At 44.8% G+C, this 16074-nt stretch carries 9 protein-coding genes; 4 read left to right on the top strand and 5 right to left on the bottom strand.

Annotated elements, in window-relative coordinates; genetic code table 11:
* Positions 1 to 678 precede the first annotated feature (678 nt).
* The 4 genes from ACWPOD_RS17295 to hemL all read right to left on the bottom strand — a co-directional run bounded on the left by ACWPOD_RS17295 (position 679) and on the right by hemL (position 8120).
* Positions 679 to 4065, bottom strand: coding sequence for a hybrid sensor histidine kinase/response regulator (locus ACWPOD_RS17295; protein ID WP_243328177.1), 3387 nt, complete (start codon positions 4063 to 4065; stop codon positions 679 to 681).
* 226 nt (positions 4066 to 4291) lie between these two features.
* Positions 4292 to 5317, bottom strand: a complete 1026-nt coding sequence (gene rsmC / locus ACWPOD_RS17290; protein ID WP_005394693.1) for a 16S rRNA (guanine(1207)-N(2))-methyltransferase RsmC — start codon at positions 5315 to 5317, stop codon at positions 4292 to 4294.
* A 75-nt stretch (positions 5318 to 5392) separates the two neighbouring features.
* Entirely contained in the window at positions 5393 to 6478 is a 1086-nt protein-coding gene (locus tag ACWPOD_RS17285; protein ID WP_006743285.1) for an AI-2E family transporter, read from the bottom strand.
* 346 nt (positions 6479 to 6824) lie between these two features.
* Positions 6825 to 8120, bottom strand: a complete 1296-nt coding sequence (gene hemL / locus ACWPOD_RS17280; RefSeq protein WP_012841437.1) for a glutamate-1-semialdehyde 2,1-aminomutase — start codon at positions 8118 to 8120, stop codon at positions 6825 to 6827.
* A gap of 246 nt (positions 8121 to 8366) precedes the next feature.
* Here hemL and erpA point away from each other — a divergent pair, with 246 nt between their 5' ends.
* From erpA to vmeK, 3 genes are all read left to right on the top strand, one after another.
* The gene (erpA, locus tag ACWPOD_RS17275) at positions 8367 to 8708 is read left to right on the top strand and encodes an iron-sulfur cluster insertion protein ErpA (protein WP_005380031.1); all 342 of its coding nucleotides are present in this window, start codon (positions 8367 to 8369) and stop codon (positions 8706 to 8708) included.
* 105 nt (positions 8709 to 8813) lie between these two features.
* Positions 8814 to 9932: an efflux RND transporter periplasmic adaptor subunit gene (locus ACWPOD_RS17270; RefSeq protein ID WP_145473514.1), complete on the top strand. Its 1119-nt coding sequence runs from the start codon at positions 8814 to 8816 to the stop codon at positions 9930 to 9932.
* 9 nt (positions 9933 to 9941) lie between these two features.
* Positions 9942 to 13046, top strand: a complete 3105-nt coding sequence (gene vmeK, locus ACWPOD_RS17265; RefSeq protein ID WP_456232083.1) for a multidrug efflux RND transporter permease subunit VmeK — start codon at positions 9942 to 9944, stop codon at positions 13044 to 13046.
* 64 nt (positions 13047 to 13110) lie between these two features.
* On the opposite strand, the gene ACWPOD_RS17260 is transcribed toward vmeK, so the two are convergent.
* Positions 13111 to 14403 (bottom strand): peptidoglycan DD-metalloendopeptidase family protein, encoded by a 1293-nt coding sequence (locus ACWPOD_RS17260; protein ID WP_199803534.1) that lies wholly within the window; start codon positions 14401 to 14403, stop codon positions 13111 to 13113.
* Positions 14404 to 14533: 130 nt separating this feature from the next.
* Here ACWPOD_RS17260 and tyrS point away from each other — a divergent pair, with 130 nt between their 5' ends.
* Positions 14534 to 15721, top strand: a complete 1188-nt coding sequence (gene tyrS, locus ACWPOD_RS17255) for a tyrosine--tRNA ligase (RefSeq protein WP_053809228.1) — start codon at positions 14534 to 14536, stop codon at positions 15719 to 15721.
* Positions 15722 to 16074 lie beyond the last annotated feature (353 nt).

Genomic DNA, 16074 nt, shown 5'->3' with positions numbered 1-16074 from the left:
TTACAACATTGAGTTTCGCCAAGAGTGGCCTGTAGGCCTTAGGCAGGAGTAAGAAAACACCTTATCCAGAAAATAATCAAACTCGATTCTCGTTAAAAACGTTAAAATATCGTCACTCTCCGTTATAAACGTTATTTTGGCTAATTTTGACTAGAGATAGACCAAAAAATAAACGTTGATATGCGTCGCAGTTTATATCCTTGTTAATAGTAAGTGTTAGTGGTTGCTAACCTGTAATCTTTTTAAAATAAAAGCCTTATGATTCCCTTCCTGGTTCGGAGATCTCGCTCACATGCAGAAAATGTGTTAATTAATTAGCTAAAAATTAATCTGCCGTTCTGTTGTGATTGAGTTCGCAATCTCTGTCAATTGTTGGTTAAAAACCGTTTGTTATCTGAAAAATAGTCTCTTTTATCGACAGTTTTCTCTCATTTATTGCTCTTTTTTTATTATGAAAATGAAGTGTTTTATTCGCTCGACTCAACCTAGTTTGGGTAGGTTATATCGATAGAAGCGTATGTTTGGAATGCCTACCATGGACAACTTTGTCCAGAGGCTTATTCGGCATCTTAATGTGGTAACGGTAGAGAGTCGCTGTATTGTTCGTCTTTAGAGAAAGAGAAGGCTTGGATAATAAAAAGCCCAGCGTATGCGCTGGGCTAGTTTTTTTGATAGGTATTAGCTGGTCAACAGTCGCTGTAGTTTATCTCGTTGAGCTTCGATGTACGCACGCTCAGGACTCTGTTCTTTACAGTGTTCAAGGATGAATTCTATCGAGCTCAATACTGTTCTCCAACGTGGCGTTTTCGGCAGCGTTTCTATACGCATGTATTTATCCAAAGTGCGTGTTTGCAGAGTGCTACGGTCAAGATAAACGCGCCATAAGCCACTTTGTTCGGCAAATGCGAATTTACTTTCACCAGTGACTGACTCCCAATACTCTAAGGCATGTGTCATTGCGTCGACCAGAATTTCTCGCATTAGCTCTTGTTTGTCTTTTTTGTTACCAAGCGCTTTGTCTGCAAGGCGTGTAAACTCTCCACCGAGTTCTTTCAGCTTCTGCAGCTGGTCTTTATCGCCATCAAAAGCATAACTTGAAAGCACCTCTACTGCGGTTTCTAGGTTGTGTATGCGAGCGGCATTGGCTCCTCCGCCAACATTAAAGATATACATGACATCTAAGCCTGAGCCTTCAGGTAGTTTAAGAATGTCTGCTTCGATGTTTTGACGAATATCTTCAATATAGATATCAATCTTGCCACAGTAATGAGGTTGTTTGACGGTCAGATATTTAGGTGCAATCAACTCATCGGCAGATGAACGTTTTAATTGTTCTAAGTTACGCTTGAATAGCTTGCAAGCAGCTTCATTAGCAAACCGGATACGTTTATCTTCACGCAAACAGATAATCGCTTCAGGAGCCGATTCCAGTTGTTCCAACAATCGCCCTTGAGTTTCTAATAAGCTTGCCTCTACAGCCGCTCGTTGGCGAAGTTCAGATTCAAGTATCTTATTCTCCATGTGGCGCATTTCAGCTTGGCTTGCCGTTAAGTGCGCTTGGATGCGCGCAGCTAGCTCTTGTTTATTGAATGGCTTAGATAAATAGTCGTTGGCTCCTGCTTCAAAGCCTCGTACACGATCTTCTGTTTGACTAAGCGCGGTGAGCATAATGATAGGTAGCTCGGCATGGTCATAAGTTTCACGTAATTCACTACAGACTTGATAGCCGCTCATGCCTGGCATCATGATATCCAATAATAGGAGTTCCGGTTTTTCCTGCTCAACGAGTGCTAATGTTTCTGGTCCATCAGAGACGGTACGTACGCGATAGCCCTCTAAACGTAAGAAGCTCTCAAGCACACGCAGGTTTACTGGCTCATCGTCAGCGACATACAGTAACGGGCCGTCTGGATTCTCTGGCAGTGATAAGTCTTCATTGTTCTCTACATCGATTTCAGGAATCTGGAAGTGTCCGTGTGCTGCAAGGGTTTGAGTTGTTTGGATCTCTTCTTCACTGGCAAGTGGTAACGTGAAACTGAAGGTGGTGCCGACCATAGGCTGGCTGCTGACGTATAACGAGCCACCCATCAACTCAATCAATTGACGGCTAATCGAAAGCCCGAGCCCCGCACCTTGACGATAGCGACTTGCGTCTTGTCCTGCTTGGATAAGTGGCTCGAAAATATGTTCAAGATGTTCTGCGGGAATACCTTGCCCAGTATCCACAACTTGCACACGAACATGATCATCAACCACATTGGCGGAGATAACGATTTTACCTTCTGAGGTGTACTTAATCGCATTACCGATCAGGTTATATAACACTTGTTCAAGGCGTTGAGGATCGGCAGACACCGCTTTCAAATCCGCTGGTACTTGGTTGATGATACGGATGGTTTTATTTCCGAGTAAATGGCTGGAAAGCTCTAGTACCAGTCGCGTTGCACTGGCTAAACTCACCGCTGACTTCTGGATATCCATGCTTCCGTAACGCATTTTATGATAATCCAATAAGTCATCAACAAGGTTTGCGAGACGTTGCCCACTTTTAATGATGATATCAAGCTGATATTTTTGGCTAGCAGGAATAGCACCGTTAGCGCCGGACGCTAAAGTCTCAGCGATTCCGACCATGCCGTGCAATGGTGTGCGGAGTTCATGAGAAGTGGTGGCTAAGAACTCATCTTTAAGTTTGTCGGCCAATTGCAGTTCATCATTTTGTTTTTGAATGATCTGGATGTTGCTCTCGAGCTCTTCATTTTGCTTCTTAATGGTTTGAATTTTCTCTCGAATAGAGCGTTGCATTCGTTCAAAACTCAGCGCAAGACGGCCAATTTCATCTTTGCGAACCGTATTAAAGGTGGTGTCATCAAGATCTCCGGCAGACACTTTTTCGGCAGCCCAAGTTAACTTCAGCAACGGAGAAGTAATAAAGTTTGATAAATAATGGGAAGCGATTACCACTAGAATGATGGCGATCAGCATGGCGATAACAAACAGTTTTTCGAGTTGATGAATACGAGCGAAAGCTTCGTTTTCTGGTAATTGCACGACGAGTGCCCAAATAACACCACGCGTCTCAATCGGTGCATAAGCAGCGATGATCTCTTCACCTAAACCGTTCGTGTAAGTGCCGACGCCAAATGCACCAGAGAGTGCTTTATCGATCACTTCTAAGCTGTTCTTAATGTCATCTTGCTTGGTGTTAATTGTGCGAGGTTGGTGATCATTTCCAACCAGTAAGGTGTTAATGGATGACTCTCGGTTGGCGTCTGCGACTAACTTCGTGATGCCATTATTTGGTAAGCGGAACATAGCATAGCTGTGTAGGTAGCCTTGCTGAACAATTGGAGCACCTAACCAAGCGACTTGTTTACCACCTTCCAGTTCGAAATCAGACACAATCACAGGGGTGTAGTCTTCATTCACCTTACGGCGTTCAGTGACGTCATCAGCTAGACGCTTGAAGGTTTTGCCAAGTGCTGAGTCTTTGTAGGGGCCTGATAATAAGTTTGTTCCGTAGTTATCGTCTTTGTTGATCGAGTAGGTGACATTACCGTTGATATCGACCAGCAAAATATCATTAAAATCAGAGCGCTTGAGGAGCTCCAAGTAGGCCCAGTGGTAACGTTTATGTAAGAGTCGGTAACGTTCACTTCCGACATAGTTGGAAGACTCGGGTAACGTTGACGTTTTGATTTGATCTCCGCTGCCTTCAATGTAGCGCTGTTGGGCATTTTTACGAGATTCTTCAATGTCATTACCTAAACGACTAAAAGCATTGACGAGACCGTAGAATCGACCACCACTGGCGTAAGCCAGTTCAGAGCGCACAAAGCCCATGACTTCGGTTTCCCGCGCCTCAAAGTAGTCGATAATTTGCTGTTGTTTTGTATCTCGAACAGACAACAAGTGTGAGGTGCTTTGTTCTTGCAGATCTTTACTGTGGGACTGTAGGAAAAAGATCGCAGTAATAGTAAGAGGTGTGATACTGAGCACCAGAAATGCGGTCATCAGTGTACTCTGAAGGCGCTTAAATTTCTGTTTTTTGTAGAATTTAAACATGGATAAGATTACAACTCATAAAGGGCAGTTCTAAAATGTACTTCGCTGCCGAGGTTCTCGTTAAAAACGGATAAGATGTTCAACTAGATAGAATTAACAAAATTAACGAGTTTTTTTTCTTTGACAAGAAAGTTAGTTGTAAAGCGTGCAGGGTGACGCAGTTTTTCTTATGAGTGTTGAGTTTTTGAGAAAAAATCGCACAGGTTTGTACCTGCGCGAGGGAAGATTATGACTTTTTCGCGTAGTAGATAGAAAACTTATTGGTCTTATTTAGCGTCTCGCAATTATTAAACGCTCGCTCAATAATTGGTGGATATTTTAAGAAGCTATTCGCGACAATGATCATTTCACCATGGTTATCGAGATACTTTGGAGCCTGACCCAAGAGTGTTTCTGCTGCGTTGTAGTTCGTATCCAAACCACTGTGGAAAGGTGGGTTACTAATGATAAAACGATAATCGTCGGCAGTGTCTGAGTAAATATCAGAGGCGAATACATGGCCGGTTAATCCATTGGCTTTTAGTGTGGCTTGACTCGATGTGATGGCATACGCGTTAATGTCACACATCTCAATCGCAATTTCCGGATTGGCTTTTGCCATGAAAGCACCTAACACCCCAGCACCACATCCAAAGTCGAGGACTTTACCTGATAGAGTAGGTAGGGTTTCGAGTAATAGGCGGCTACCTAAATCGAATTCGCCATGACTGAATACTCCAGGCAAGCTCTTAACAGTCAGTGATTGCTCACCAAGTGTGACCGTATAGGTTTTAAACCAGTCTGCTTGATTGAACGGCTTTGGTTCATTGAGGCAAGTGCCCCAGTAAAATGAACAGCGACGAGCGGAATCGTATTTATTGACCGGGCCATACTCTTTGAACATCTTCTCGATGCTTTTAACACCTGAGCGGTTTTCGCCAACCACTACAATTTCAGTGTTCACGCCTAGTTTCGCCATCAACATCGCCAGAAGGTATTCGGCTTCGGCTTTGGCTTTAGGCCAGTACAAAAGCACCATGTCTGCTTGTGTCTCAGTATTAAACTCAGAACCAAAATGGCTTTTAACCTTGTTATGAGTGCGAATTTGACGGTAGAAGCTGTAGTTTGAAGTGAAGACTTCCACAGATTCACAGTGTTTGGTCAGTTCAAGTGGAAAGAGATCTTCGACTTCACCTGCAACTAAAACATGTTTTCCGTTGAAGTACTCGAGCTGACGCTGAGCTATTTGGCTAGGAGCGATATAAGCAGACATAAATTGGGTTCATCAGAAATAATTGGGGCAGATTTTCGCACAATCTGCCCCAAGCTTGAAGTGATTAAGCTGTGACTAGCTGTTGTCTTGCTGGTTGAGGAAGTCTTTGAATTCTTCTTCGTAGATATTAAACAGTACCATTGTCACGGCAAAAATCAGTGGACCGTAGATAAGACCAATCAAACCAAACAGGTGCAGACCACCCAGTAACGAGAAGAAAATCATTAAGGTGTTCATGCCTGCGCTGCCTTGCATTAGCAGCGGACGCAACAGGTTATCAATAGAACCAACGACGACCACACTCCACACCGTCAAGAAGATAGCCCAAGTCATATCGCCTGTTAAGAACAAGTAGGCCGCTGCAGGAATCCAGATTAGTGCGGTTCCGACCACTGGAATGAATGATGCAAAGCCCATCATCGTTCCCCAAAATAACCCAGGGAAGCCAGCGAGCCACATACCGATACCGCCAGCCAGACCCTGAGCAATAGCCGTTAGGAATGAGCCCATCACGGCTGATTTAGAAACCTGCTCGATCTCTGTCAATATACGGTCTTCCTGGCTACGTGAGAGTGGCAGAATATGACGAATCGCAGAGATAATTTTGTCGTGATCACGAAGTAGAAAAAACAGCACAAACAGCATCAGGAAAAAATTCATTAGGAAGTTGGTGGCGTCTCCTAAAATTTTGGCACTGATAGCAACTAGGTTAGAGCCAAACGATGTGGCAAATTGACCAATTTTTTCCGCAATGGCTTTTGGCTCGATTTTATCGAAAGGTAAGTACTCATTAACTATAGCTAAACCTTTGATAACGAAAGGATGTTGGAATATATCTTGGATGCCGCCATTAGTGACCCAGTTGTACGTATTTTGTGAAAAAACAGAGCCTTGTTGAACAATGGCTGCAAACACAAATAGCAGTGGGATAACGATAATAAACGTCAAGACGACACATGACAGCAGCGCGGCCATATTGGGGTGCTTGGGAATTTTCCGCTCAAACCATTCGTGTACCGGAAACATGAGCAAAGAAATGATAAAAGCCATCACAATGGAATTGATGTATGGCTCAACCAATAAGTAGCAAGCAAAAGCAGCGGCGAGTAAAGCGACCATTAGCACTCGGTGACTCGACGTTATTTTTACATTATTTGGCATGAGATTAGTCCAACTTACAGGTGACGTTTACGGTTTGCGCCTTCAAAGATGGCGTTGAACCTTTATTACTTTGCACTCTTAACTCTTTCAAGCTTATGACAATGCCGAATTAGAGCAGAGCAATATACCTTGTTATAATGACCACAAATCAGTCGGTTATCAATCAAGAGATGAACTATGGGTTGTTGCAACGGTGATAAAAAGTGTCAAACCGAGAAAAAAGCCAAACGAATACCGTGGTTTGGCATTGTTATTGGTGTTTTAGCAGTATTGGTTATATTGAATTGGCAATAAAAAAGGACCGTGATGGTCCTTTTTTAAATTAGTTACCGCAGCTTTTAAGCGATTATTTTGCTTCTTCTGCAAGAGTTGCAAAACAGCGGTCAGCCGCTTCTAGCGTGGCATCGATTTCTTTTGAACCGTGAGCAAGGGAAGTAAAGCTCGCTTCGAACGCTGAAGGCGCTAGGTAGACACCGTGTTTGAGCATTAAGTGGAAGAAGCGCTTGAAGCGTTCCACATCGCACTTCGTTACGTCTTCGTAGCAAGTCACTTTTTCTTGGTCAGTGAAGAAGAAGCCAAACATGCCGCCCACTTGGTTCACAACCAGAGGAATACCGTGTTTCTCTGCTAGAGACTTAAAGCCATCTGCTAGTTGTTTGGTTTTTGAAGCTAGGCGTTTTTCGTTGCCTTCTTCTTTTAGAAGGTTCAAACATGCATAGCCTGCAGCCATTGCGACAGGGTTGCCAGAAAGCGTACCCGCTTGGTAAACCGGACCCGTTGGCGCAACGTATTGCATTACTTCTTTACGACCACCAAAAGCACCCACTGGCATACCACCACCGATCACTTTACCCAGTGTCGTTAGGTCTGGCTTGATGTTGTAGTGCGCTTGTGCGCCACCAAGTGCCACGCGGAAGCCTGTCATTACTTCATCAAAAATCAGTAGGGCGCCTTCTTGATCACAGATTTCACGTAGACCTTCGTGGAAGCCTTCCACTGGTGGGATACAGTTCATGTTGCCTGCAACTGGCTCAACGATGATACAAGCGATTTCGCCTTTGTTAGCAGCGAATAGCTCGCGTACAGAATCTAGGTCGTTGAATGTTGCTGTTAGCGTGTGCTTAGCAAAATCTGCTGGAACGCCAGGAGAGCTTGGTTGACCAAGGGTCAGTGCACCAGAGCCCGCTTTTACTAGTAAGCTGTCTGCGTGACCATGGTAACAACCTTCAAACTTCATGATCTTGTCGCGACCAGTGAAGCCACGTGCAAGGCGAATCGCGCTCATAGTCGCTTCTGTACCAGAACTTACCATGCGGATTTGCTCCATTGATGGAACAAGTTCAGAAACTAACTCTGCCATCGCGATTTCAAGTTCAGTTGGTGCGCCGAAGCTAAGGCCGCGTTGCGCTGCGTCAATGACGGCTTCGCGGATAACCGCGTGGTTGTGGCCAAGAATCATTGGACCCCAAGAGCCAACGTAATCAATGTACGCTTTACCATCGGCATCAAAAATCAGTGGACCGTCTGCTCGTTCGATAAATAGCGGAGAGCCGCCAACGCCGTTGAATGCACGAACTGGTGAATTGACACCGCCAGGGATGGTTTGCTGAGCTTTTTGATACAGCTCTGATGATTTGGTCATGGGGTTATCCTCTTTTGATTGCTCGGACCAAGTGGAGCGCATTGTACCTAGCTATAATCAAGTTAGAAACGTTTTGCTTAATTTATGTGTTGTTTCGCAGTGTAATCTTATATATCCGCATCTGTTATAAAGAATCGGCGGTGAATACTTGAACGAGTTTGTCAGGTATTGGATAATCGTCTCAATTAGCACAAATTTGACGTCTTGTTTCAGGCTTGACGCATTACACGAGTGAGAGAGGTCTTCGTGAGCGAAGTAAACGTACCATTATCTTTTTCTGACGCAGCAGCATCTCGCGTTAAAGCATTGATTGCTGAAGAAGAAAACCCAGCATTGAAACTGCGCGTATACATTACTGGTGGCGGCTGTAGCGGCTTCCAATACGGCTTTACTTTTGATGAAAATGTAAACGAAGGCGATACGACAATCGTAAACAGTGGTGTAACACTGGTTGTAGACCCTATGAGTCTGCAATATCTCGTTGGCGGCATTGTTGACTACACAGAAGGGTTAGAAGGAGCGCGCTTCTTTGTAAACAACCCAAATGCAACGACAACATGTGGTTGTGGTGCATCGTTCAGTGTGTAATTAACACCAATCAGGCAGCCAGTGGCTGCCTGAACTTTACGTAGAAGGATGTCACGTAAAGTCGCTCTCGCAGAATATGCAGAGAAATAATAAAAAGGACTTTATATGTCTGGATCGTCTTTCGGACGTCGCATTGTCGAGCGCCCGTGGCTAGTATCTCTTATCCTCATATTGCTTCTTGTTGCATGGCTGGCAATCGGTCAACTGAAAGCACAAGATGATAATCTCAATTCTTCATCCTCTTCAACGAACACCACGCCACTTGCAAAGGTGATGTTCGACACCTTTATTGCTGAACCCACAAGTAAAACCATCGAACTGTATGGGCGGACTGCACCCAATCGTCAAGCGCGCCTTGGCGCTGAAGTCGCCGGTAAAATAGTCAGCCTCAGTATAGAAAAAGGTCAAACAGTCAAGCAGGGGCAAGTAATCGCAAGCATCGACAAGCGTGATCTTGGTATTCAGCTCAAGCGGGCTCAGGCGATGCTGTTGGTTAAAGAGAAAGAGTTTAATGCAGCTAAATCGCTAAAAAGTCGCGGACTACAGGGCGAAGTTGCGTTTGCGACAGCACAAGCGGCATTGGTGGATGCTCGAGCGAATTTGAGCAACGTGCAAACGGCATTAAGAAATACCGAGGTGAAAGCACCATTCGATGGCATTGTTGATCACCACTTTGTTGAGTTAGGCGACTTTGTAGGGATTGGCGATCCTATTGCGACGGTCATTGATTTGGACACTTTGGTGATTGAAGCCGATGTCAGTGAGCGGCATATACAATACCTTAAGGAAGGCCTACAAGCCGATGTAAGAACCATTAACCAACAGCATTATCAAGGTCGGGTACGCTACATTGGGCGTGTTTCTTCTGCTTCTACTAACACCTTTCCAATTGAAATCGAAATTGATAACCAAGACGCAAGAATTCCGGCCGGTATGAGCGCTGAAGTACAGCTGCCGTTGAGTGAAGTGTTGGCGGTAAAGATTACGGCTGCAATGCTAGCACTCGATGAAGAAGGTAATTTAGGTGTTAAAACACTGCGTAATGAGCATGTTGAATTTGTTCCGATTCAGCTCGTTAAGGCCGAAGATGATGGCGTTTGGCTCTCTGGGTTAGGAGAACGAGCCGATATTATCGTGCTGGGGCAAGGGTTTGTACGCGATGGCGATCAGGTGCTGGCCAACAAAGTTGATGACGTAGTTGTTGAAGCGGCTAGTGAGCAGTAAGGAGCACTTATGTACACTCTGATTGATGCTGCGTTATCCCGCGCTCGCACCATGCTGACATTACTGGTGATGATCTTAATTGCCGGTGTCATTACTTACGTCACAATCCCCAAGGAATCGAGCCCTGATATTACCATTCCTATTATCTACGTTTCTGTTGGGCATCAAGGCATTTCTCCCGTCGATGCCGAGCGTTTATTAGTTCGCCCAATAGAGCAAGAGTTGCGCTCTATTGAAGGCGTAAAAGAGATGACCTCTGTGGCATCAGAAGGTCATGCTTCGGTAACGCTGGAATTTAGTGTTGGAGTGGATCTTGATAAAGCGATGGCAGATGTCCGAGACGCCGTTGACCTTGCGAAGCCAAAATTACCAGAGGACAGTGATGAGCCAACGGTAAATGAAGTCACGTTTGCATCTGAAGAGCCTGTTTTGACTGTTGTTCTATATGGCACCGTACCAGAGCGGACCATTGTACAGATTGCCAGAACGCTACGTGATCGTTTGGAGAGTTTCCGTCAGGTTCTTGAGGTTGAAATCGCAGGGGATCGCGAAGACATCGTGGAAATAGTTGTCGATCCGCTATTGATGGAAAGCTACGGTCTCGATCAAGCGGATATTTATAATTTAATCGCCTTGAATAACCGAGTGGTTGCAGCGGGATTTGTCGATACTGGGTATGGACGCTTTTCGGTAAAAGTCCCATCGGTGTTTGATTCACTGAAAGATGTGCTTGAACTGCCAATCAAAGTGAATGGCAAAGAGGTGATCACCTTTGGCGATGTGGCGACAGTACGACGTGCATTTCGCGACCCTGAAAGTTTTGCTCGTTTAGATGGTGAGCCTGCCATTGTGCTTGACGTGAAAAAGCGTGCGGGCGAGAACATTATTGAAACCGTAGCGTTAGTCAAAGAGGTGATTGCTCAAGGACAACTGCGAGCGGAGTGGCCAAGTAATTTGCAAGTTAAATACACTTGGGATCAATCCGACGATGTCAAATTGATGCTCAGTGATCTACAAAACAATATCTTATCCGCAATTATCCTCGTAGTGATCGTCATTATTGCCATATTGGGGGTTAGGACCGCGCTTCTCGTAGGGATTTCTATTCCGGGATCGTTCTTGACTGGGTTGTTGGTGTTATCGGTATTTGGGCTTACGGTCAATATCGTCGTACTGTTTGCTTTAATTATGGCGGTGGGCATGTTGGTGGATGGTGCCATTGTGGTGACAGAGTTTGCGGATAGGCGCATGCAAGAGGGTACACCTCGTAAAGAAGCCTATCGAGATGCAGCAAAGCGAATGGCCTGGCCTATTACCGCATCCACAGCAACCACATTGGCTGCGTTTGCTCCGTTACTTTTCTGGCCAGACATTACTGGTGAGTTCATGAAGTACTTACCACTTACTTTAATTGCTACTTTGGCCGCTTCGCTGATGATGGCTTTACTGTTCGTTCCTGTCATCGGTGGGATCATTGGCAAGCCTCAAGTAGTCAATCAGAAAGCTCAGCGAGAAATGGTTGAGCTGCATAACGGCAACTTTGAAAAAGCGACAGGCATTACCAAACTTTATTACCAGACTCTGTCGGTAGCGATTCGTCATCCATGGAAAGTATTACTCAGCGCGATACTGCTAGCGGCAGGTGTCGGCTTCACTTACAACAAGGCTGGCTTGGGTGCAGAGTTTTTCCCTGAAGTGGACCCAGCCTTTTTTACCGTTAAAGTTCGTTCTTATGGTGACCTGTCTATTCACGAAAAAGATGTGGTTATGCGCGAAATAGAGAAGGTGATGCTCGGTCATGACGAGTTTGAAAGTGTCTACACGCGTACAGGCTCCAGTGATAATGGGGATGAAATCGGACAGATTCAGATAACACCTGTGGATTGGCAGTATCGACGCAAAGTGAAAACCATTATTGAAGAGCTAAAAGAGACCACAGATCGCTTTTATGGTGTTGAACTTGAGTATAAATTCCCGGACGCAGGACCGCCTGTTGAGCATGATCTCGTGATTGAAGTGTCATCGCGAAACTTGAGTGTTAGTGCGTTAGATGAAGCGGCCAAACAAGTCCGACACTGGGCTGATGGTAATCCTGCACTGACCAATTTGAGTGATACCACTAATAAGGAAGGGATTGATTGGCAAATTGATATCCAGCGAGATGACGCCTCTCGCTTTGCAGCGGATGCGACCTTAGTCGGGAATACTGTTCAGTTTGTTACAAACGGTTTGAAAATAGGCGATTATTTGCCCGATGATGCGGATGAAGAAGTCGATATTTTGGTACGCTATCCACAAGATAAGCGCGATATTGGTCGATTTGACCAACTGAGAGTGAAAACGGCAGCTGGTCTGGTACCGGTTACGAATTTTGCTCAAATCAAACCAGATCATAAGCAAGACACCATTCGTCGGGTCGACGGTCATCGAGTTATCAATATTAAAGCGGATATGGTGGAAGGTTACAATTTGGCTCTTGAGCTACCGAAGATTGCCGCTGGAATGGAACAGCTCGACTTACCGGAAGGCATTGAATATAAGATTCGGGGTCAAAATGAAGAGCAGGAAAACTCATCAGCATTCTTACAAAATGCTTTTATTGTCGCGCTTGGTGTGATGGCTCTGATTTTAATTACGCAGTTTAATAGCTTTTATCAAGCTTTCTTAATCCTCAGTGCTGTGTTGTTTTCTACCGTTGGGGTCTTTGCTGGATTGCTTATTTTCCAAAAGCCATTTGGCATCATCATGTCGGGAATAGGGGTGATTGCGCTTGCAGGTATTGTTGTGAATAACAACATCGTATTAATCGATACTTATAATCAGATGCGTAAACGTGGCTTAGAGAAATCTGAGGCGATCTTGCGTACAGGTGTGCAGCGTTTAAGACCCGTTTTACTCACGACGGTGACCACCATACTAGGCTTATTGCCAATGGTGCTAGAAATGAACATCGACTTAGTTAACCAAAAAGTGGAATTTGGCGCGCCAAGCACTCAATGGTGGTCTCAGCTTGCGACTGCTGTCGCGGGTGGTTTGGCGTTTGCGACTTTGCTAACGTTAGTTCTGACACCGTGTTTGCTTATGCTCGGGAGAGAGCATCACTCCGAAAAGTAAGCTTCATTGTGATGATATTAAAGAAACAAAAAGGGCAGCTGAGCTGCCCTTTTCAATACCTGGCTTACTTCATTGCTAGCAGTTTGCTGTAGCGCTCAAGTTTGTCCATGCTAATTTTCGCGTTTGCCATGAAAGTTTGTCTCGCTTTTCCTGTTAGGGATTTAGATTGTGGCAAATTCACCGTGCGCGGGTTTTTATGGACACCATTCACAAGGAACTCATAGTGTAGGTGAGGGCCTGTTACACGACCTGTTCCGCCAAGCGTACCAATGGTTTGGCCTTGTTTAACGCGTTGACCAGCTCGTACCGTACGTTTGGTTAAGTGCAGGTACTTGGTAATGTAAGTATTGCTATGTTTAATGAAAACGTAGTTACCATTAAATTTGTTGTAAGACGATTTTTGAACGACACCATCACCAGCCGCCCAAATCGGGGTGCCCACAGGTGCCGCATAATCTGTGCCTCTGTGAGGACGAACGCGTCCCGTTACAGGGTGTAAGCGGCGTGGGTTGAAGTTAGACGAAACTCGACGGAAATCCAACGGTGCGCGCAAGAACGCCTTTTTCATTGCTCGTCCATTTTCGTCATAATACTTGCCACTTTTCTGATCCAGTATTGCGGTGAAAGTATCGCCTTGGTTTTTAAATATCGCAGCAATGATTTTTCCGCGTCCAATCACTTCACCTTCTACCACTTCCTCTTGGTAAAGCACTCGGAAGCTGTCGTTCTTACGAATATCTAAAGCAAAGTCGATATCCCAGCCAAATATGCCGGCCAGTTCCATGATTTGGTTGCCATTTAATCCCGAAGAGATTCCCGCATTCCAAAAGTTTGATTTGATGGTGGCTTCAGCGTAGTTGTACTGGAAGTCGACTTCTTTTTTATCGACTTCTGAGACGTATTTGCCGTCTTTTAACGTGATACGAAAAGTTTCGAATGCGCTTAATGTTCTTCTTAACTGTACTAAGTCGTTGTTTTCATCAAAACCGAATTGCAATCGATCGCCAGGTCGAAGCCGGGTTAATTGCTTTTCCACTTCTTTGTCTGATGAGACAAGCTCATGCAATAGGCGGGCAGAAAGCCCCACGCGACTAAACAAGATGGCGGCACTCTCACCATTTTTCACTTTGTATGTTTCCCAACGCAGTACAGCGGAGGACGCTGGAGACGAACTGTTTAGTGCACTGAGTTCTAGGGAAACTGGCACAGGATAATGTTGACCAACTTTTAATCGGCTCTGCTGCGGGTCTAGGTCTTGCGGATCAGGTAAAAAGAAGAGCGCGAGGATAATCAGCGCACTAAAAAAACCGATCAATACTTTGTGCAAGAGTGGAAGTCGGACAAAAATCGAATGCATGAGGTACTTGATTGCTAAATTAAACGGAAAAATTGACAACTACCTAGTCTAACGTGTTTCAAAATGCATCGCTATTCAAGTAATATGTTCAGCTATTATATTTTTGCCAAATCTGTGGGAGTGAACAAGAATGGCGAGCATTGAAGCTGCACTAGCCGAGATTAAGCGCGGTGTTGAAGAGCTGATTCCAGAAGAAGAGCTTATCGCAAAACTAAAAGAAGACCGTCCTCTACGTATTAAATTGGGTGCGGATCCTACGGCTCCAGATATTCACCTAGGTCATACGGTTATTTTCAATAAGCTTCGCTTGTTCCAAGAGCTAGGTCATGAGGTGACGTTCCTAATTGGTGACTTCACGGCAATGGTTGGTGACCCAACAGGTAAAAACACAACACGTCCACCGCTAAGCCGCGAAGACGTATTGCGTAATGCAGAAACTTACAAAGAGCAGGTATTCAAAATTTTAGACCCTGCAAAAACTAAGATTCAGTTCAACTCTGAGTGGTTATCTGAGCTTGGTGCAGAAGGTATGATTCGTCTTGCTGCAAACCAAACCGTTGCTCGTATGCTAGAACGTGATGACTTTAAAAAGCGTTACGCGGGTGGTCAGCCAATTGCTATTCATGAGTTCATGTACCCACTTCTACAAGGTTGGGACTCAGTAGCAATGGAAACTGACGTTGAGCTTGGTGGTACTGACCAGAAGTTCAACCTGCTAATGGGGCGTGAACTGCAAAAGTCTCACGGTCAAAAACCACAGGTTGTACTGATGATGCCTCTTCTAGTGGGCCTTGATGGCGAGAAGAAGATGTCTAAGTCAGCAAACAACTACATCGGTATCAGCGAAGCGCCAAGCGAAATGTTTGGTAAAATCATGTCTATTTCGGATGACCTAATGTGGAGCTACTACGAGCTGCTATCTTTCCGTCCTCTGGAAGAGATTGCTCAATTCAAAGCTGATGTAGAAGCGGGCAAAAACCCTCGTGACATCAAAGTATTGCTAGCAAAAGAAATTATTGCTCGTTTCCACAGTGAAGCTGATGCAGATGCGGCAGAGCAAGAATTCGTAAACCGTTTTGCGAAGAACCAAATTCCTGATGAAATGCCAGAATTTGATTTTGATGCAGGTCGCCCAGTGAGTAATCTGTTGAAAGAAGCTGGCTTATGCCCATCATCGTCAGATGCGATGCGTATGGTTAAGCAGGGCGCTGTGAAGATGGATGGTGAAAAAATTGCGGACAGCAAATTTGCTCCAGCAGCGGGTACTTACGTGTTCCAAGTAGGCAAACGTAAATTTGCACGTATTACTATTCAGTAATCAATAATCGCTGCAAATGAAAGCGCCTGATGGGCGCTTTTTTTGTATAAAAATTTAGCGAAAAAGACAAAGTAAAACTTCCAAACATGTTGAACTTTGCTACTATACTCGCGCAGCCAATAATGGCTGCGTTATCGGAGATTTACATGAACAATACCGACCATCCTCCCAGTCGTTGGGTGAGTAAGATCAAGGGAGCGAAATAACCCGCTTCGGTATTGGCGATCTCCGCCTTACCTAAGTGGTGAGGCATCTTTTCTAATTTTCTTCTCGTTATTTCCTTCATACATTCTGAATAGACAGTGCATCCGCATTGGTTTTCTCTGCGCATCTTAATTGTTGTATGACTTTAA

The organism is Vibrio sp. JZG120, from assembly GCF_053890955.1.
Note: the sequence above shows the minus strand (reverse complement) of the source record. Positions and strands in the feature narration are given on the sequence as shown.